This window comes from Pseudomonas sp. UBA2684, from assembly GCA_002354655.1.
In the GTDB taxonomy this organism is placed as follows: domain Bacteria; phylum Pseudomonadota; class Gammaproteobacteria; order Pseudomonadales; family Pseudomonadaceae; genus Aquipseudomonas.
The window spans coordinates 211,794-231,419 of the sequence record DELY01000044.1 but is presented as its reverse complement, the minus strand read 5'-3'; the positions used below and the strand labels follow the sequence as shown (position 1 = coordinate 231,419).

Below are 19,626 nucleotides of genomic sequence, written 5' to 3'. Positions count from 1 at the left end.
TTTTATGGTTGCAGCGGGTGCCGGGTGCGCAGGAATAAGCTATATTTGAACACTATAGAAAAAAATGTTCATCAAGCAACAAGAAAGGTATGCGTATGGGACTGCTAAATGAGCGAGTGGCGCTGATCACCGGTGCCGGTGGTGGTATTGGCCGGGGCGTGGCGCTGAGCTTCGCCAAAGAGGGGGCTGCCGTGGTGGTCGCCGAGCTCGATCCGGTCAGCGGCGCCGCGGTTGCCGAAGAATTGAGGGCGCTTGGCGCACGAGCGCAGTTCGTGCGCACCGATGTGTCCAGCAAAAGCGATATCGATGCTGCGATCCAGGTGGCCGTCGAGCAGTTCGGTGGCCTGGATATTCTGGTCAACAATGCCTTTGCGCCAACGCCGAATGTGCTGCTCGAAGAAAAGACCGATGAGATGCTCGCGCAAACCCTCAACTCGACCGTGTGGGCCGCCTGGTGGTCGATGAAGGCAGCGCTGCCCCATATGCAGGCGCGTGGCGGCGGCAAGATCATCAACTTCTATTCGATCGACACCGAGATTGGCGCCTGGTTGCACGGTGACTACAACACGGCGAAGGCGGCGATTGTCGGCCTGACCCGTAGCGCAGCCTCGGAGTGGGGTCGTTTCAATATTCGGGTGAACGCCATCGCGCCGACGGCCATGGGCGCGACCTTTCATAAATTGGCCGAGGAAAACCCTGGTTTTGCCGAGCGATCCGCGTCGATGCGACCGCTGGGGCGCTGCGGCGAGCCGGAGGAGGACATTGGCCCGGTGGTGGTGTTCTTGGCTTCGGAGATGTCGCGCTTTGTTACCGGTGAAACCATCCACGTCGACGGCGGTTTGCACTTGCCGGGTTACAACTCACGGCCGGCCGGCGTGCCTGTTCGCGAGTATTGAGGCGTAGGCGCAACGTCCGTTGCGCCTCGTATACGTTCTGTCGCTCAGTATCTTTGCTCGCCTGCACTGCAGGGGCGAAGCGGCAGGGCGTTTCGCCTGCAGTCTGACGTCAATAGGCGTATCTGCATGGCGGTGTCTGTCGCCCATTTCCGTGCACTTGGTCGGTAGCGCACCTGGCGCGTCGCAGCAGCTTGCTGTGTGCTCGCTTCAATCGCTTGGACGACTGAGTTTGCAATGCCGGCAGTTGTGGCCGCGCTCGCCTCGTTCCCGTTGCGAGGGACGAGGTGAGCGCGAGTAGGCGGCTGCTGAGAGGGTTTTTTAGCGTTTCGAGACCTTAATGTCGGTGTCTTCGAGGTCCCAGGTAGTAGCGGTTTTCCCTTCGTCGCGCAGTTGGTATTTGAGCACCCGGCCTTGTGGGTTCTTCGGCAGGCTATGGCGAAACTCGATGTAGCGCGGCAAGGCGTAGTAGGGCACCGAGTCGGTCGCCCAGCGGAATAGTTCTTCCGCTTCAAGCTGCACGTTCTTATGCAGCACCGCAGTAACCTTGACGTCGTCTTCGCCTTTGTCGGACGGCACCGCATGCACGGCGACTTCTGCTAGAGCCGGGTGCACGGCGAACGCTGCTTCCATTTCGAAGCTGGAGATGTTTTCTCCGCGGCGACGCAGGTAATCCTTTTTGCGATCAACGAAATAAAAGAAGCCATCGTCGTCGAACTTGCCGATATCGCCGGTATGCAGCCACATGTTGCGCATCAGTTTCAGGGTGTCTGCCGGGCGCTGCCAGTAGCCCTGGAACATAATGTCGGGGCGCAACGGCCGCACTACGATTTCGCCTGGAGTATTGGCCGGCACCTCCACGTCATTGTCATCGACGATGCGAACGTCGAAGTCCGCAATTCTTTTGCCGGAAGAGCCTGGCGCCGCGTATTCGCCAGCCGCCAGCGAGGTGATCACGCAGGCTTCGGTGAGGCCATAGCCGTTACCGCCGACCAGGCGTGTGCCAAAGCGCTCGCGCCAGACTTTTTTGGTTTCCTCGGTGTACGGGTTGCCACGTGCCGTGTGGATCTGCCCAAAGCAGCGCTTCATTGCGTCGTTGTCCGGCGCCTGGGCGAGCAAGCCACCCATGCCACCAAGAATCGAGGCAATGGTCGCGCCAGAGCGTTCCACTTCTTGCCAGAAGTTGGACACCGAGAAGCGTGGAAGGATGGCGGCGCGCGCACCTACCAGGATGCTGGCGATGATGCTGACGCAGAGGGCGTTCATATGGAACAGCGGCAGCGGCGTGATGGTGACATCGTTCTCGTTGGCCGGACCGGCACGCAGTTGCAGGCGGGCCAGGTTGCACATGAAGTTGTAGCTGATCATGCAGCCCTTGGATGGCCCCGTGGTGCCCGAGGTGTAGATAAGGCAGGCCAGGTCGGACGGTTCGGGCTTGGTGGCGAGCGGTGTGTCGTCCTGGCCGCGATGTTCGGCCAGTGGCGCGATCGCAATGCTGCAGGCTGGCGCTGTGTCGAGTTCGCCGCGATAGAGAATCTGCTTTACCGCTGTGAGCTGGTCGGCCAGGGGCGTCATACGTGCCAGATAGGTCGCTTCGCAAATGACCAGGGCCGTACCGGTGTCGGCTATCTGGTGGCGCAGGAACTCGCCTTTGAGTGCGGTATTGATGGGCACGCTGACGGCGCGCAGCTTGTTGATCGCCAACCAGCAGACGACCGCGTCGATATTGTTGTCCAGCATGGTTAAAACGGTTTCGCCGGCCTGGACACCTAGGGCGGTCAGGGCGTTGGCCATTCTGGTTGAGAGTGAGTCAACTTCTGCGTAAGTGTATAATTCTCCGCTAAAATCCAACAGAACTTTGTCTGGATGACCTGCTACTGCTCGTTCAAGCGCAGCGATGACAGTGTCTCTTTCGCCCACTGCCCAAGTGTCTGGATGACCAGTACCGCTCATGACTATTCTCCTTTGGAGGCTACCCAGCCACTGGGAAGCTGCTTTTATTTTGAAGAGAGAATGCGATTCTATATTCGAACTTAAGAAATGTCTTCCTTAAAGAGTTGAACAAAAACAGACAGTCCTGCCTAGATCCTGTGGTAATGTCATTTTTTTTAGCTTAATGAGTATGTTTATCCATGCCCAAGCTCGCCATCCAGCCCGGTCAAATCGCGGCACCCAAGCCACGGAAGAAGAAAGTCAGTGTTGCGGAGAAACCGGCAGCACTGGTCAAAAGGACTTCGCCCAAGAGCGTAGGCTTGTCGACCAATGGTGCTCCGGTTAAGCCTAATCGGCGTTCCGAGGAGACCATCGCCAATATCCTGGTGGCGACCGAAGAGGTGGTGTTGCGTTCTGGGGCCGAGCGCATCTCGATCCTTGACGTTTGCCAGGTCGCGGGTGTTTCGCGAGGAACCTTCTACCGCTACTTCTCTTCTCAGGAAGACCTGCTGGATACCTTTTCCCGGCATAAGCGCGATAGTTTCCACAGTTCGTTGACCCTGGCTTTGGGTGACCTTACGGATCCCGATGCGCGCTTGAATGCGCTGATTACCTATTTGGATGACTACCTTGAGCAAAGCCGCGCACGGCGCCTGCTGGTGGTGGCTCCCGATTATGCGCTGGGCTTCTTTCGGCGGATTTTCCATGACTCCATCGTGCGCTTTCAGGACTTGCTGGACATCGTTTTCGACGAATGGGATTCCCGGTTGGGGGTCAGGCTCGACCGTGAGTTGATCTGCGAAATGATCATCCGTTATGTGTTGAGTGAGATTCTTGTGCCGGAAAGCGCCGGCCGACGCCTCTTGCCCGTTCGCGTCAAAAAGCTGGTGACCGCTCTGGCGATAGGTTCGACTTCGCGTAACCGCCGCTGATCGTTCTCGCGCCGTTCCCGCAGGTGTATTTGTAGTCGCCCTCAGCAATTGAGGGTGGCGCGGCGTTCAGCTTGCCGCTCCCTCCGCTAAACCCCTCAAGACTTTGCCGCTGTTCTGCTGCGCGCGGGCGCTTGTCTGTGGCTGCCATTCGGCAGGCTCTGGCATGAGGCTTTTGCGCTTATTTGAAAATAATATGAACAGATTTTTGATTTATGATCATTTTAAACTTATGCTCTGCGTTGACTGCGGGCTCTGTGCGTATCTCTTCAATGCAGTTTCTGACCTTGGAATCGTGCTGGAAGCCCCGCGCTACACAACCATAAAAGTGCCAACCTCGAGGTACCGGAACATGCTCATCGACCTCCACGCTCACGCCCCTCATCCTGACTATTACAACCAGCATCCCTACTGGGGGCCGGCCTTTGAGGCTCAGCCCGATGGCGACATCAAGTTGCGTGTGGGTGACTGGATCCTGTCGCTGGGTGCGCCAGAGCGTAAAAAGGCATTGCGTGAGGCGCATGCGCGCGGTGAAACGCTGAACGTCGAGGAGTACATGGCCAAGTGGCGTGACCCGAACCACCGCCTCGCCGCGATGGATGCGGCGGGTCAGGATGCACAGGTTCTGTCGGTGCCGAGCCACTGCTACATGTATTGGACCGAAGCCGAGTTCGCCGTGCCCTTTGCGCGCAAGGTCAATGACGTGCTGGCCGACTACTGCTCGGCCGCGCCCAATCGGCTGATGTTCTGGGCGCATGCGCCGCTGAACGTGCCGCATGAGGCGGCCAAGGAGATTCGTCGCGCCGTTACCGAGCTGGGTGCCAAAGGCCTGGTGGCCGGTGGTTCCAATTTTGGCGGGATGGAATATGACTCTCCGGAACTGGATCCAGTTTGGCAGGCGCTGTGCGATCTTGACGTGCCGATCTTCGTGCACGGCTACAACCAGTCCGTAACCTGGGGCAAAGAAGCCAACACCGACCGTTATGAAACTACCGCTATCGTCGGTATGAACTACGACGAAACCAAGTGCCTGTGGTACCTGATCAACGGTGGCGTGCTGGATCGATTCCCCAATCTGAAAATCTACATCACCCACGGTGGTGGCTTCGTGCCCTACCAGTTGGGCCGTATGGCGCAGACCAATCCGAACCTGGATGTCTACCACAACAAAAAGCCCTTCCTGGATTACCTGCCTAACTTCTATTTCGATGTGGAACTGCATGAGCTGCCGATGCGTCAGGCGATGGTCGATGTTATCGGCGCGGATCGGGTCCTTTACGGCTCCAACTTCGGCGGCAGCGATGCCGTACGGCATGACCTGACCGAAGGGCTGCGCCTGTCGGATGAGGATCTGCAGAAAATTCGCTGGAAGAACGCCTGCGAACTGCTGCGCCTCGATCCAGCGAAAGTCGGCAAGGTTGGTGTCTGATGAAGCTTGCTCGTTGCTCTTACCTCGACACCGGCGTGTTCTGGGCGGTGGTAGACCCGGGCCGTGATGAAGTGCGCCCCATTGACGGCGAGTTCCATACCTGGGCGCCCGCAGTTGCCGGGGGCGCCGGTATTAGCGCGTTGCGGATTTGCGGAACAACGCTGCCGTTGTCCAAGGTGCATCTGCTGCCGCCGATAGAGCCAGTGAACCGGGTTGTGGTGGCGGGTGCCAACTATGCCAAGCACTTATCCGAGGATTTTGGTCTGGCCTCGCCGGCGCAACCGGTGGCCTTTCTTAAGGCCTACGGCGCGTTGATCGGTGCACACGACCCGATCCGCTATCCACCGTTGACCACAGAGCTCGATCACGAAGTGGAGTTGGTAGTGGTGATCGGCAGTGCCGAGATCGACCTGGAAAATCCCCTGGGCTGTGTGCTCGGCTACACCGTTGGCAATGACGTCAGTGCCCGCGATCTTCAGCGCAGCGGCCCGGCCGGTATCGGCATGGACCTGTTTGCCGCCAAGAGCCAGGACCGCTCGACCGGTGTCGGCCCCTGGATCGTTACCAAGGACGAGTTTCCCGAGGGTTCGCCACAGGTTCGCTTGACCCTCAAGGTCAATGGTGAGACGCGCCAGGATGGTTCGACCGCCGAGATGACCTGGGATGTCGGCCAGTTAATCCGCTTTGTCCAGCAGCGCTCCAGTTTTGCCTGTGGCGACATTCTCTTTACCGGTTCACCCGCCGGTGTCGGGATGGGAACCGGGGTGTTCCTCAATCCCGGGGATGTGGTCGAGGCCACGATTGAGGGCATTGGTACGTTGCGCAATACCGTCAGCGAAAAGTCCTGCGTCTAATCGAGAGCGAAAATGAGCATACAAAAAGAAGAGAAAGTCGTAGTCGTTGGCGCCGGTCTCATGGGGACCGGTATCGCGCATGGTTTCGCCAGCGCGGGCTATCCCACCTTGCTGGTCGACACTAATGCCGACTCGCTGACCCGTGCCAAGGACAGCATCGAGAGCATCCTGAGTGCCGGGGTCAAGCTCGGCAAAGTCTCCGAAGAGTCTGCACAAGCGTCCCTGGCGCGCTTGATTATCTGCCGCGATCTGAGTGAAGCCGCAACCGGTGCGCATTGGCTGGTCGAGACCGTCTCCGAGCAGTTGGCGGTGAAGAAGGCCGTGGTCACGCAAGCGGAACCACTGCTGGCGCCGGGCGCGATCATTGCGACCAACACCTCGGCGTTGAGCGTGACCGAGATCGCCGCCGCCGTGCCGTGCCCGGATCGAGTTATCGGCATGCACTTCTTCAACCCCGTGCACAAAATGAAACTCATCGAGCTGGTGCGCGGACTGGCCACCAGCGATGAAACCGTGGCGCGCACCCGTGTGCTGTGCGATGCCATGGGCAAGACCTCGATCATCGTCAACGAATCGCCTGGCCTGACCACCAGCCGCATGTCGGCGCTATTGGGCAACGAGGCGATGTACATGCTGCAAGAAGGCACGGCCAGCGCCGAAGATATCGACACTGCGCTACGCCTGGGTTTCAACCACCCGATGGGCCCGCTGGAGCTCGGCGACCTGACCGGCTGGGATACCCGGCTGTCGGTATTGCGCTACCTGCACCAGACCCTGGGCGAGAAATTTCGCCCGTGCCCGCTGATCATCAAGATGGTTGCGGCTGGTCGCCTGGGGCGCAAGACCGGGAGCGGCGTGTATCGCTATGAAGACGGTAAGCAGGTGCCGAATTCCGGCCTCAAGGCGAGTGCGCTATGAGCGACATCGTGATCGTTGATGCCGTGCGTACGCCGATCGGGCGTTTCCGCGGCAGCCTGGCCGGCGTGCGCGCAGATCATCTGGGTTCGCTGGTGCTCAATGCGTTGCTGGAGCGGACCGGCCTTGCGCCCGCGCAAGTGGATGATGTGATTTTCGGCTGCGTGACGCAGATCGGTGAACAGTCCGCCAACATCGCGCGTACGGCGTTGCTGGGTGCCGGCTGGCCGGAGACCATTCCAGGCATGACTCTGGACCGCAAATGCGGTTCCGGCGAAGCGGCGGTGCATGTGGCAGTCGGTGCGATTGCCGCAGGCGCCGCCGATATCATCATTGCCGGTGGTGCGGAAAATATGAGCCGCGTGCCCATGGGCAGTAACCGCGAGATTCATGGTGAAGCCTTCGGCTGGATGGCGGCCGAGCGCTACGAGCTGACCAGCCAGGGCGAGGCCGCCGAGCGGATGGTCGACAAATGGTCGCTGAGTCGCGATGAGCTGGACGATTATGCCTTCGCCAGCCATCGCCGCGCGGCGCAAGCCGCCGATGCCGGGCATTTCGACAATGAGCTGGTTGGCGTGCCGGTCGAGGCGCTACGCGAGCATTCGCTTACCGAACCCGCTGGTCTGCTGCAGGCGGACGAGACCATCCGTCGCGACACCACGCGAGAGAAACTCTCGACCCTGAAAACCAGTTTCCGTCCAGACACTGGGCGGATTACCGCCGGCAACTCCTCGCAGATTTCCGATGGGGCGGCGGCGCTGCTGCTGATGTCCGCCGATACCGCCAAACGCCTGGGCTTGAAAGCCCGTGCGCGTATCCGTGCTTTCACCACCGTCGGGGTGGATCCGACCTTGATGCTCACCGGCCCAATCGCGGCAACCCGCAAGGTACTCGGCAAGGCCGGGCTGACGCTCGATGACATCGATCTGTTCGAAGTCAACGAGGCGTTCGCCTCCGTGCCGCTGGCCTGGATGCAAGAGACCGGGGTGGCGCATGATCGGCTGAACGTCAACGGCGGAGCCATCGCCCTAGGCCACCCGTTGGGCGCCAGTGGCACACGCTTGATGACGACCTTGCTCAACGAGCTGGAGCGACGAGGCGGGCGCTACGGCCTGCAAGCGATCTGCTGCGCCGGTGGTCTGGGTACCGCGACCATCATCGAGCGGCTTTGAGCATGCCGCGCATCCCGCTGGTGGGCTTGGCGGCGATGCCGGCCGAACTGCGTGAGGCGATTGCTCGAGGTCAGGACAGTCGTATGCTCAGTTCGTCGAAACCTGTACAGGTTTGGGCGCACCGCCCGCCGGTGGCGTTGGCATGGCTGGCCCTGATGGAGAGCTTCCAACAGGACAGTCAGCTTGATGAGCGGCTGCGGGAATTGCTGCGCTTGAAGATCGCCAGCATTACCACTTGTCAGGCGTGCCAGTTGGCGCGTAAGTCCGATGCGGTCAGCGAAGAAGACATTGCCTGCTTGGGCAGCGACAGTGATCGCTTCAGCCCCGCCGAGCAAGCCGCCATGGGCTTCGCCGAGTTATTTGCCAGCGACTATATGACCATCGGCGATGAGCATTATGCGCAATTGTCGCAGTACTTCTCCTCGCCTCAGGTGGTAGAGCTGAACATGTACTGCGCGCTGATGTTGGCTGGCGGTCGCATGACTTATGTCCAGCAAGCCTACTGAAACCGTGGGCGAGTCATTCGGCGTCCGGTATTTCTGACGCCAGACTGCTGTTATCAGTGTATTTGGTCAAATTGTAAAAAACCGTTCAACTAAATCCAGCTTGCGCCTAAGATGGATCATGTGTCGACCTCTGCCGGGTCGCACTTATCGCTACTGACAACAAGAAAGGAGACGAACATGTCCGAACAAGCACAGAGCAAACTGGAGCAGGTCTTCGCCAACGTGGCGAGTAACTATCGCGGCTCTGATATTGACCTGCACGCGGTGTATCGCGACATGCGTCAGAATTCTCCGGTTCTGCAAGAAAACTTCATGGCGCGCCTGGGCGTGCCTTCCATTGCTGGGCTCGACGCTAATCGTCCGACCTACACACTGTTCAAATACGACGATGTCATGGCGGTGATGCGTGACAGCACGAACTTCACCAGCGGCTTCATCGCCGAAGGGCTGGGTGCGTTCTTCGACGGGTTGATCCTCACGGCGATGGACGGCGAGGCGCACAAGAACATCCGCAACCTGTTGCAGCCGGTGTTCATGCCCGAGACGGTCAATCGCTGGAAAGAAACCAAGATCGACCGGGTTATCCGCGAGGAATACCTCAAGCCCATGGTCGCGCGCAAAAGCGCGGACATCATGGAGTTCGCCCTGCATTTCCCGATCCGCGTGATCTACGCGCTGATCGGCTTCCCTGAAGATCGCCCCGAGGATATCGAGCAGTACGCGGCCTGGGCGTTGGCGATTTTGGCAGGGCCGCAAGTCGACCCGGAAAAAGCTGCTGCTGCACGTGCAGCGGCCATGGAAGCGGCTAAGGCCTTGTATGACGTGGTCAAGGTGGTGGTGGCGCAGCGCCGTGCGGAGGGTGCCATCGGCGATGACCTGATCAGCCGGCTGATCCGCGCCGAATACGAGGGGCGTTCGCTGGATGACCACGAAATAGCCACCTTCGTGCGTTCGTTGCTGCCGGCGGCGAGTGAAACCACGACTCGGACGTTCGGTACCCTGATGACCCTCCTGCTGGAGCGCCCGGAGCTGCTTGAACGTGTGCGTCAGGACCGCAGTCTGGTGGCCAAAGCGATTGACGAGTCGGTGCGCTATGAGCCCGTTGCGACCTTCAAGGTGCGCCAGGCGGACAAAGAAATGGTCATTCGTGGCGTAAGTATTCCCAAGGGCGCGATGGTGTCGTGCATCGTCAGTTCGGCGAACCGCGACGAAGATGCGTTCGAGAATGCCGACGTGTTCGACATCGACCGGCGCGTCCGGCCATCTTTTGGCTTCGGTTTCGGTACACATATGTGCATCGGCCAGTTTGTCGCCAAGACGGAAATCAACTGTGCACTGAATGCTGTCCTCGATCTGATGCCCAACATCCGTCTGGACCCTTCTAAGCCCGCACCAGTGATCATTGGCGCCCAGTTGCGTGGTCCGCACAGCGTCCACGTGATTTGGGATTAGTCTGCCGGCGAGGCTGCGGGCGGCGCGTTCGTCGGGTGGCGGTCTCGGGGCTAAGCAAGTTATTTGAACATATTAATGAAATGTGTTTAATTATGGCTCGGTGTGCTCTATGATCGACAGCACAATCAAGAACCCGTAAGCGAAGGGGAAAAACAATGAAGGTTGAAGATCTGATTCTCGTCAGCGTCGATGATCACGCGATTGAGCCGCCAAATGCCTTTGCCCGCCATATGCCGGAGCGCTTCAAAGGGCGTGAGCCGCATGTGGTCAAGCGTGATCAGCGCGATGTATGGGTTTTTGAGGAGCAGGCCACCGGTTACATGGGCCTTAACTCCGTGGTCGGCCGGCCGAAAGAGGAATACGGCATGGAGCCACTGGGCTACGACCAGATGCGTCGTGGCACCTGGAGTATCAAAGACCGTGTAGACGACATGAACGCTAACGGCGTGCTGGGCTCGCTGTGCTTCCCGACGTTTCCTGGTTTCGCCGGGCAGCGTTTTCAGATGCATGCCGATCGCGCGGTTTCCCTCGCGGCCATTCAGGCCTACAACGACTGGCATTTACACGACTGGTGCAACGCTGCGCCGGGACGTTTTATTCCCTTGATGCTGGTGCCGTGGTGGGACATGCAGGCCGCCGCCGCCGAAGTCGAGCGCCTGGCCAAGCAGGGCGTGCATGCGGTGTCGTTGTCCGATAACCCGGCCGTACATGGTTATCCGTCGATCCACAGTGACTACTGGGATCCACTGTGGAAAGCCTGCTCCGATAACAAGGTGGTGATCTGCTGCCACATCGGCACCGGTGTGAAGGCAAGCCATGCCTCCGACCTGTCGCCGATCGACGCCTGGATCACCTCTATGCCGATCTCCATCGCCAACTCCGCAGCCGATTGGATCTGGGCGCCGATGTGGAAGAAGTTCCCAGACCTGCGCATGGCCTTGTCCGAAGGCAGTATCGGTTGGATTCCCTACCTGCTGGAGCGTGCCGATTTCACCCATCGCCACCACAATGCCTGGACCAACTCGAACTTCGACGGAAAGATGCCCAGCGACATCTTCAAGAAGCACTTCGTGACCTGCTTCATCGAAGACAACTTCGGCCTGCAGAACCTGCGCTTCATGAACGAAGAAATGGTCACCTGGGAAAGCGATTATCCGCACTCGGACTGCACCTGGCCGCATTCGCCGGAAACCGCCTGGGAAGGGTTGCAACACCTACCCAAGGAAACCATCGACAAGGTTACCCACCTCAACGCCATGCGTGAGTTTTCCTTCGATCCGTTCGCTATCCACGGTCGCGAGAATTGCACCGTCGGCGCGCTGCGTGCCCAGGCGACCCACGTCAAGACGGAGCCTGCGCTCGGTCTCGGTGGTGCCGACCATGGCCGCCACGATAACAAGCCGGTCACCTCTGGCGACATCAATGCGATGTTCGAGAAAGCGGACGCCGGAACCGCTCTCTAACAGGCTGTTGAAAATGTAGCGAGCGACCGCTAGGCACCGCGGTTTTCAACGCCGCGTAGCCGAGCGCAGTAGTTTTTCAGCGCCCTTTGACGGGTTTCGCGGTACGCCCTGCTGCCGTTTTGCGGCGGCAGGGCAGACAAGCTCGGCCTGCCTGATCACCACCGGGTGATCGGCCTTGTGCCCTATTACGAGAGTGCGCATGTCTATCACTCAATTCACCTACAGCAGAATTCCCGCCGAAGCGGAGTCGCTGCGCCTCGAGGTGCGGCAGTTCATCGCGGCCAGCCTGGCCGGTTATCCGGCGATCTTAAAAGCGCAGTCTTGGATGGGCTTCGATGCCGAGTTCAGCCGCAAGCTCGGCGCCCAGGGCTGGGTCGGCATGGCGCTGCCCGAGCAGTACGGCGGTGCCGCCGCCGGCCCTTTTGCACGCTACGTGATCATCGAAGAGTTGCTCGCGGCAGGCGCGCCGGTATCGGCGCACTGGATTGCCGATCGGCAGAGCGGGCCCCTGATCAATCGCTTCGGTACCGAACAGCAAAAACAACGTTACCTGCCGGCCATCTGCCGCGGTGAAAGTTACTTTTGCATTGGCATGAGCGAGCCGAATTCCGGCTCGGATCTGGCCTCGATCAAGACGAACGCCGCCCGCAACGGCGACGGTTGGCTACTCAATGGGCAGAAGGTCTGGACGACCAACGCGCACCACTCCCATTTTATGATTGCCCTGGTGCGCACTGGCGAGAAACAAGCCGCACGGCACGAGGGGATGTCGCAATTCATCATCGACCTGCGGTTGCCGGGTATCACGATTCGACCGATCCGCGACCTGGTGGGCGCCGAGCACTTCAACGAAGTGTTTTTCGATAACGTCCAGCTCGACGCCGACGCGTTGATCGGCGTGGAGGGCAAAGGCTGGGATCAGGTCACCGCTGAACTGGCTTTCGAACGCAGCGGTCCGGAGCGCTTCCTCAGCAGTATGGCGCTGTTGACCACCTTGATCGACGCCATCGGTACATCCCCCGATGCCTTGCAGGCGCGGGAGATCGGCCGGTTGTCGGCAAAGCTGCTGACCTTGCGCAACATGTCGTTGGCGGTCACGGCGCAACTGGCTGCCGGTGAGCATCCGGCCTGGGCGGCGTCCTGCGTTAAAGACCTGGGTAATCTGTTCGAGCAGGAAATACCCGAGGTTGCGCAATTGCTGGTCGATGCCGAACCGCGGCTAGAGGGCGGTTGCGACTACGCCCGAGTCTTGGCCTATCTGACTCAGATGGCGCCGTCTTTTTCATTGCGCGGAGGCACCCGCGAGATCCTGCGCGGCATCATCGCCCGCGGGCTGGGGTTGCGATAATCATGCGAGAACTTTTCGAATCGACCATCGAACGTCTGCTTGCCGACCTGGCCACGCCTGAGTATGTCCTCGGCTGTGAGCACGGCAAGTGGCCCGAGCAGCTCTGGGCTGTGCTGGAGGAGTCCGGCTTCACGCTGGCTGCGGTGCCCGAGGCGTTGGGCGGTGCTGAGGCCAGTTGGGCGGATATCTACGTCATCGTTCGAGCGGCTGGGCGCTTTGTCGCGCCACTGCCGCTGGGCGAGGCACTGCTGGCCAACTGGCTGCTCGGTCAGGCGGGTATCGAGGCGCAGAGCGGGACTCTCAGCTTTGCCGCCGATGCGAAGTTGAGCCTGGATGGCGATCGGGTCTCAGGTTGCGTCCACGACGTGCCCTGGGGCCGGCATGTCGACGCCGTGGTGGCTATTGCCAATGCCGACAGCGCCGTGCCAAGTGTGGTGCTGCTGAGCCGTGCAAGCGCGCAGGGTCAGACCTTGCAGCTGAACGGCGCGGGCGAGCCGCGTGATCAGCTGAGTTTCAGCAATGCCCAGGTGTTGGCCAGTAAGCCGCTGCCGCATCGCTTGTCGGCCAGCGTGCTGCAGCTCGGCGGCGCCATGTTGCGTTCGGCGCAGATCGCCGGCGCACTGCACGCCTTGTTGGATATGACGGCTGGTTATGCCAGCGCGCGTACCCAGTTCGGTCGACCGATTGGTGCGTTCCAGGCGGTTCAGCAGCAGCTTGCGGTATTTGCCGAACAGGTTGCTGCCGCCAATATCGCGGCAGAAGCAGCGTTCGCCGAATCCGGCCAGCAACTCGCCGAGCTAAGCATTGCCGTGGCCAAGGTCAGCACCGCTGAAGCGGCGAGCGTTGGCGCGGGTATTGCCCACTCGGTACATGGCGCGATTGGCTTCACCCAGGAATATTCGCTGCATTTGTTCACCCGTCGTCTGTGGGCTTGGCGCAGTGAATTCGGCTCGGCCAGCCGGTGGAGTCAGCATATAGGTCAACAAGTTTGTGCTGCCGGAGGCGATGGTTACTGGCCACTGCTGACCGCACATGCCTCACAGCCCCTGTCCAGTTTCGTGGGGAGATCGCTATGAAACCCTTTCTGCAAATAGAGCGCGAGGGTGGCATCGTCACCGTGCGCATGGATCATCCTGACACACGTAATGCGCTGACCTCGCCAGAACAGATCGCCGAGTTCGTCGAGCTGTGCGCCGAGCTGCGCCATGATCGGCAAGCACGGGTGATGGTACTTACCGGCAATGGCAGCGCCTTCTGTGCTGGCGGCAACGTCAAGGACATGCGCGCGCGCGAGGGGATTTTCGCCGGCTCGCCGTATGAGCTGCGCAACACCTACCGCGATGGCATACAGCGCATTCCATTGGCGTTGTACGAGTTGGACATTCCGGTGATCGCCGCGGTCAACGGTCCGGCCATCGGTGCCGGGCTGGACCTGGCCTGCATGTGCGATATCCGCCTGGCTTCCAGTTCGGCGCTGTTCGCAGAAAGTTTCGTGCGCCTGGGCATTGTTCCGGGTGATGGCGGGGCGTGGTTGCTGCCGCGCATTATTGGTATTCCCAAGGCCAGCCTGATGGCGTTCACCGGCGACACCATCGATGCCGCCAAGGCATTGGAGTGGGGCCTGGTGGAGCAGGTCTGCACCCATGAAACCCTGCAGGCCGAGGCGCAAGCCCTTGCGCAGCGCATTGCCAGCAATCCTGGGCATGCCTTGCGGCTGTGCAAGCGCCTGCTGCGCGAAGGCCAGCACATGCGTTTGGACTCGCTGCTGGAGCTGTCTGCCGCCTATCAAGCGCTGGCCCATCACACCGACGATCACCAGGAAGCGGTGGCGGCTTTTGTCGACAAGCGCAAACCAGACTACCGGGATCGTTAAGACCAACCCCCTAATTTTGGAGTGTGAGAGATGCGTGGCGTTTTTCGAGAAGACCACAACATGTTCCGCGATCAGGCACGGCGTTTTGTCGACCGTGAAATCGTGCCCTACCTACACGAGTGGGAAAAGCAGGGCATCGTGCCCAAGGAAGTCTGGCTCAAGGCCGGCGAGCTCGGCTTGCTGTGCTCCACCGTGCCGGAAGAATATGGCGGCTCGGGTGGCGATTTTGGCCACTCCGCAGTGATGATCGAGGAGCTGGCGCGTGCCAACGCCACGGCCGTGGGGTTCACCACCCATTCCGAAATCGTCGCGCCTTACATCGTCGCCTACGGTAGCGAAGAGCAAAAGCAGCAATGGCTGCCGCGCATGGTCAGTGGCGAGTTGATCGGCGTAATCGCCATGAGCGAACCGGGCATCGGCAGCGATTTGCGCGCCATGCGCACCCTGGCCCGCCGCGACGGCGGCGATTATATCGTCTCCGGGCAGAAGACCTTCATCACCAACGGTGGCAACGCCGGGCTGATGGTTACCGCGACCAAACTCGATCCGGCGGCTAAGGAACTGACGCTGATCTGCATTGAGGAGGATCGCAAGGGGTTCTCCAAGGGACGGCTGCTGGAGAAGATCGGGCTGAAGGGGCAGGACACCGCCGAGCTGTTCTTCGACGAAGTGCGCGTGCCGGTCGGTAATCGCCTGGGCGAAGAAGGTCAGGGCTTCAAGTACCTCACCCATCAGTTGGCCTGGGAGCGGTTGATCATCGCTATTCGTGCCGCGCAATCAATCGACACGTTGCTCGAAGAAACCATTGCTTACACCCGTGAACGCAAGGTATTCGGCAAACCAGTACTGGATTTCCAGAACACCCGTTTCAAGCTCGCCGAGGCCAAGGCCCAGGCGACCATGCTGCGGGTATTCGTCGACGATTGCCTGGACAAGGTGATGCGCGGCGAGCTGGCCCCGGACACCGCCGCCATGGCCAAGCTGCTTGGCTCGGAAATGCAGGGCAAATTGCTCGATGAGTTCCTCCAGTTGCACGGCGGTTATGGCTTCATGAGCGAATACAAGATCAGTCGCGCTTGGGTCGATGCGCGGGTCGCGCGTATCTATGGCGGCACCTCGGAAATCATGAAGGAAATCATCGGTCGTAACCTTTGAGCCAGCGTTCACCGTTCCTGATGCGATGCAGCAGGCCAGGTGGGCATTTGAGGACATGCTATGTCGCTTATCTTTCGTAATGCCTTGCTGCTGATGCTGGGGTTGTTTTGTTTGCCGCAGGCATTCGCCCAGGAGTCGCTCGAGGAGCGCTACGCGCCCGAGGCCGAACGCGCGAGCCGGCTACTGAACAAGGCCGTTGCGTTTTATAAGGATAAGGGTGACGCCGCGCTGGCGGTCTTCAGCCGCCAGGGCGAGTTCATCGACGGTGAGTTGTACGTTTATGTGCTGGATACCGCTGGGGTTATGTTGGCCAGCGGTGGGCCTTCGGTGAACCTGGTCGGGCGTAATATCAGTAGCGCCTTGAATGAAGAGCTCAACGCCGCCTTCCAGAAGGCCTTGAGCCTGCCTGACAACGGTGCGGTGCACCGTGCCGAATACCGATGGATGAACTGGGAAGACGGGAAAGTCGAACGCAAGCACGTATTCTTTCAACGTGTTGGCGAGCGCATCTTTGCGGTTGGCTACTACATACCGCGCGCCAGCCCGGAGGAGGCGAGGCTGCTGCTGGACAGAGCCGCTGCGGCTATCGCAAAAAGCCCTGAAGAAACCTTCAAGCGCATAAATGGCCTGGATGCAGAGTTTATCCGCGACGATCTCTATGTGTTCGTCGCCGATCTGCGAACCGAGCGCTACGTTGCCCACGGTTACAACCTGCGAATGGTGGGCACTGACTTCCGTGCGGTGAAGTCAGTCGATCAGGCACTTATCGGCGAACAGATGCTCACGATCGTCAACGGCAAAGGTGAGGGTGAAATCACTTACCTGTGGCGTAACCCGGTGACTGGCCGCAGCGAGACAAAGAACACCTTGATTCGCAAGGTCGGCGACTATGCGGTGGCGGTGGGTTATTACCTGAAGCCGCTCTGAGTCGCGCACGTTGCAGGTAGTCCAGGCTATTCGCGCAGGCGCCACTCCAACCCGTTGCCGAGCCACAGGTGCAAAATTCTGTTTAGCCTGATCGCGGAAATGCCATGCAGCGCGTGCAGAAGCACGCGCTGCATCTGCGTAGAGTCAGAGAGACGCTGGCATGTCCAGTTTGAGCAGTTGGATGGCATTGCCACTGCGGATCTTTTCGCGATCGCTGTCGTTGAGGCCCAGACCAGCGGTGAGATCGCCGTGGTCGTAAGCGCCGCCGAAATTGGTGCCGTAGACCAGCCGTTCTACTCCAACGACGTCGGCTACGCCACGGCGTAGGCCTGGCGCATGTACGTCAAGATCGAAGTAGAAGTTCGTCATGTAGTCCATGAGCGGCTTCTGGTTGCGGGCATCCGGCGCCATGGCTCGGTTCAGCTCGCTCAAGCGGCCCAACTGAAACACGGCCATGCCGCCGGCGTGAGTGATGTAGGCCTTGAGGTTGGGAAAGGCATCCAGCGCGCCGCCACAGATCAGGTACCAGAAAAACAGCGTTTCATCGACACAGTCGCCGACGATGGAGGTTGTCTCGAATTTGTCGTCGGTATGCTTGTCGCCCCAGTACATCGACTGATTGAAGCCATGCACCATGATCGGCACGTCTAATTGTTCGATCTTTTCCCACACGGGGAACAAGCGTTCGTCGTGAGTCTCGATGCCATTGAAATTGGTACCGCCCACGCACACGCCCTTGGCCCCCAACTGGGTGACGGCCCGCTCGATTTCCTGCACGGCCGCCTCCGGTTCGGCCAGGTTGGCATGGCACCAGAAGTCGAAATGCGCGGGGTCCTGACGGCAATAGGCGGACATTTCATCGTTGCAGATCCGCGCATAGTCGCTGCCGAACTCGTCGGCCCAGTACATAAAGGCATGCGAGGGGGCCGATAGCACAAGTTTGTCCACGCCACGTTCGGCCATTAGCTTGCGCCGGCTCTCGTGAGTCATGCGCGCCAGCAGGTTGGCCTCGGCCTCTTCATCGCTGGCGGCCTTGGATGGTTGCTTGGTGCCCAGGGAAAAGTGGCCGACGGTAAAGCCTGTGGTTTTCATGAACGGGCCCCAGAACGCATGGCGATTGAGCATGCCCTTGGTCACAAGGTGAGCGTGTATATCGATCAGCATTGGCGTACTCCTGTTAGATGATCTGCAGCGCAGCGACAGACATGCCCGACCAGTCTGGGGTGTTCGGCATGGAGTCGCTTCGAGAGACTGACTAGGTTATAAATTATATGAACAGAAATTGTTAATTTGTTCAAATAACTTGTAGTCTCATCAGCGGCGGAAGTCAGTAGAGTGCGATGGAGCAATCCGCCCCGCTGTCTCTGCCATTGGCCTGAACCCGGAGAACAATAATGATCAAGACATGGTTCATCACCGGCGCTTCGCGCGGTATCGGTGCGGAAATCGCCAAGGCAGCACTGGCCGCTGGCGACAATGTAGTCGCCACAGGGCGCGATCTGGCTCGGCTTGAAGCGCTGTTTGCGCTTTATGGCGAGCGGGTGCTGCCGGTGCAGTTGGATGTTGCGCAGGAGGGGCAGGCGGCCTTAGCTGTTGAGGCTGCATTGCGCCGTTTCGGGCGCATCGATATCGCCGTCAATAATGCCGGTTACGGACAGCTGGGGCCGTTCGAGGAAAACGACGTGAGCGCTGTCGAGCGGCAGTTCGCCACTAACGTCTTTGGCGTATTCCATGTCTGCCGCGCGGTGTTACCGGTCATGCGCAGCCAACGTGCCGGGCACATCTTCAATATGTCCTCGATTGCCGGCGTGCTCGGCATGGGCGGTGCCGCGCTGTATTGCTCGGCCAAGTTTGCCGTTGAGGGTTTCTCCGAGTCGCTGGCCCAGGAAGTGGCGCAGTTCGGCATCCGAGTGACCATCATTGAACCAGGTGCCTTCCGTACCGACTTCCTCGACCACAGCTCCGCCGCGCTGGGTGGCAACGGTTTGCAGGATTACGCCGAATTCAGCAAGAAGATCAGAGCCTCCTCTGATGCCAACAACCACAAACAGCTCGGCGACCCTGGCAAACTTGCGGCGATACTGCTGCAACTGGCGGCCGAGGAAAAACCGCCGCTACGTTACCTCGCAGGTTCGGATGCGCTAAAGGCCGTGACGGCCAAGCTTGCGGCCATGGGCCAGGAAATCGAGCGGTGGCGAGAGTGGTCGGTGCTAACAGACGGTAATGCCTAAATAACGTGGAGCTTGGTTTGAATCGGCCGGGGGGAGTTAAACTGGCGTCCTTTGCTGATGGTTATGCCCGTCGTCCATAGGCATCAGTTAAGGATGCGGGGGCGGAATGGGAGTGGGAAAAAAATCTAACGCTGGCGATAGCTCGCCAACTCGCCAGAAAGATCAATGCTCAGCGCGGACTCAAGGCACGTCTGGTGCGCAACGAAGACATCTTCATTCCCCTGCGCAAACGCGTGGAAATCGCGCGAAGTTACAACTCTGACCTATTCATTTCCGTACATGCTGATGCTGCGCCTCGGCGCACTGCATTTGGTGCATTGGTGTTTGCGCTGTCGCAAGGCGGTGCAGCGTCAACAACTGCACGCTGGATAGCGCAACGGAAAACAGGGCCGATCTGATCGGCGCTCAGTATCTGCCAACACAGATGTCCGCCTTTCCGAGCCAGGGGGCCGATATCTGGATTCTGGACGAGTCCTCGGTGGCGCAGCTCGATGCTTCATCTTGCAGCGACTTGAGGCTTTGTCTGCCAATCAGGGCTACGATAAGA

The 19,626-nt window shown here is 59.7% G+C and carries 17 protein-coding genes and 1 pseudogene; 16 read left to right on the top strand and 2 right to left on the bottom strand.

Annotated features, from left to right (window positions below):
- Nucleotides 1–95 precede the first annotated feature (95 nt).
- Nucleotides 96–896: an SDR family NAD(P)-dependent oxidoreductase gene (locus tag B3M58_RS15645; protein WP_296220457.1), complete on the top strand. Its 801-nt coding sequence runs from the start codon at nt 96–98 to the stop codon at nt 894–896.
- A gap of 318 nt (nt 897–1,214) precedes the next feature.
- Here B3M58_RS15645 and B3M58_RS15640 read toward each other — a convergent pair whose 3' ends face one another.
- A complete protein-coding gene (locus B3M58_RS15640) occupies nt 1,215–2,846 on the bottom strand; it encodes an ATP-dependent acyl-CoA ligase (RefSeq protein WP_296220456.1) in 1,632 nt (543 codons plus the stop codon).
- A gap of 179 nt (nt 2,847–3,025) precedes the next feature.
- On the opposite strand from B3M58_RS15640, the gene B3M58_RS15635 reads away from it, so the two are divergent.
- The 13 genes from B3M58_RS15635 (at nt 3,026) to B3M58_RS15575 (ending at nt 16,848) form a co-directional block, all read left to right on the top strand.
- Entirely contained in the window at nt 3,026–3,757 is a 732-nt protein-coding gene (locus tag B3M58_RS15635; protein ID WP_296220454.1) for a TetR/AcrR family transcriptional regulator, read from the top strand.
- A gap of 349 nt (nt 3,758–4,106) precedes the next feature.
- Nucleotides 4,107–5,183: an amidohydrolase family protein gene (locus B3M58_RS15630; protein WP_339627888.1), complete on the top strand. Its 1,077-nt coding sequence runs from the start codon at nt 4,107–4,109 to the stop codon at nt 5,181–5,183.
- Complete coding sequence (locus B3M58_RS15625; protein WP_296220450.1) at nt 5,183–6,037, top strand: fumarylacetoacetate hydrolase family protein; 855 nt, start codon at nt 5,183–5,185, stop codon at nt 6,035–6,037. Before B3M58_RS15630 ends, B3M58_RS15625 begins: the two co-directional genes overlap by 1 nt.
- A gap of 12 nt (nt 6,038–6,049) precedes the next feature.
- Nucleotides 6,050–6,955, top strand: coding sequence for a 3-hydroxyacyl-CoA dehydrogenase (locus B3M58_RS15620; RefSeq protein ID WP_296220449.1), 906 nt, complete (start codon nt 6,050–6,052; stop codon nt 6,953–6,955).
- Nucleotides 6,952–8,124: a thiolase family protein gene (locus B3M58_RS15615; protein WP_296220447.1), complete on the top strand. Its 1,173-nt coding sequence runs from the start codon at nt 6,952–6,954 to the stop codon at nt 8,122–8,124. The genes B3M58_RS15620 and B3M58_RS15615 overlap by 4 nt, the downstream gene beginning before the upstream one ends.
- A 2-nt stretch (nt 8,125–8,126) precedes the next feature.
- On the top strand, nt 8,127–8,630 hold the full coding sequence (locus B3M58_RS15610; RefSeq protein WP_296220446.1) for a carboxymuconolactone decarboxylase family protein: 504 nt from the start codon (nt 8,127–8,129) through the stop codon (nt 8,628–8,630).
- A 177-nt stretch (nt 8,631–8,807) separates the two neighbouring features.
- Nucleotides 8,808–10,082: a cytochrome P450 gene (locus B3M58_RS15605; protein ID WP_296220445.1), complete on the top strand. Its 1,275-nt coding sequence runs from the start codon at nt 8,808–8,810 to the stop codon at nt 10,080–10,082.
- A gap of 155 nt (nt 10,083–10,237) precedes the next feature.
- Complete coding sequence (locus B3M58_RS15600) at nt 10,238–11,545, top strand: amidohydrolase family protein (protein ID WP_296220443.1); 1,308 nt, start codon at nt 10,238–10,240, stop codon at nt 11,543–11,545.
- A 199-nt stretch (nt 11,546–11,744) separates the two neighbouring features.
- Nucleotides 11,745–12,893 (top strand): acyl-CoA dehydrogenase family protein, encoded by a 1,149-nt coding sequence (locus B3M58_RS15595; protein ID WP_296220442.1) that lies wholly within the window; start codon nt 11,745–11,747, stop codon nt 12,891–12,893.
- Between the two features lie 2 nt (nt 12,894–12,895).
- A complete protein-coding gene (locus B3M58_RS15590; protein WP_296220440.1) occupies nt 12,896–13,969 on the top strand; it encodes an acyl-CoA dehydrogenase family protein in 1,074 nt (357 codons plus the stop codon).
- Entirely contained in the window at nt 13,966–14,766 is an 801-nt protein-coding gene (locus B3M58_RS15585; RefSeq protein ID WP_296220439.1) for a crotonase/enoyl-CoA hydratase family protein, read from the top strand. The genes B3M58_RS15590 and B3M58_RS15585 overlap by 4 nt, the downstream gene beginning before the upstream one ends.
- A 30-nt stretch (nt 14,767–14,796) precedes the next feature.
- Nucleotides 14,797–15,921, top strand: a complete 1,125-nt coding sequence (locus tag B3M58_RS15580) for an acyl-CoA dehydrogenase family protein (RefSeq protein ID WP_296220437.1) — start codon at nt 14,797–14,799, stop codon at nt 15,919–15,921.
- Between the two features lie 60 nt (nt 15,922–15,981).
- Entirely contained in the window at nt 15,982–16,848 is an 867-nt protein-coding gene (locus B3M58_RS15575; protein WP_296220435.1) for a cache domain-containing protein, read from the top strand.
- 144 nt (nt 16,849–16,992) lie between these two features.
- Here the strand turns inward: B3M58_RS15575 and B3M58_RS15570 are convergent, their stop codons facing one another.
- A complete protein-coding gene (locus B3M58_RS15570) occupies nt 16,993–18,012 on the bottom strand; it encodes an amidohydrolase family protein (RefSeq protein WP_296220433.1) in 1,020 nt (339 codons plus the stop codon).
- Between the two features lie 230 nt (nt 18,013–18,242).
- Between B3M58_RS15570 and B3M58_RS15565 the strand changes: the two genes are divergently transcribed.
- Together B3M58_RS15565 and B3M58_RS15560 are read left to right on the top strand one after the other, a co-directional pair.
- Nucleotides 18,243–19,079 (top strand): oxidoreductase, encoded by an 837-nt coding sequence (locus tag B3M58_RS15565; RefSeq protein ID WP_296220432.1) that lies wholly within the window; start codon nt 18,243–18,245, stop codon nt 19,077–19,079.
- Nucleotides 19,080–19,177: 98 nt separating this feature from the next.
- Nucleotides 19,178–19,485, top strand: a pseudogene (locus B3M58_RS15560) (N-acetylmuramoyl-L-alanine amidase); the annotation flags it as partial.
- Nucleotides 19,486–19,626: the final 141 nt, after the last annotated feature.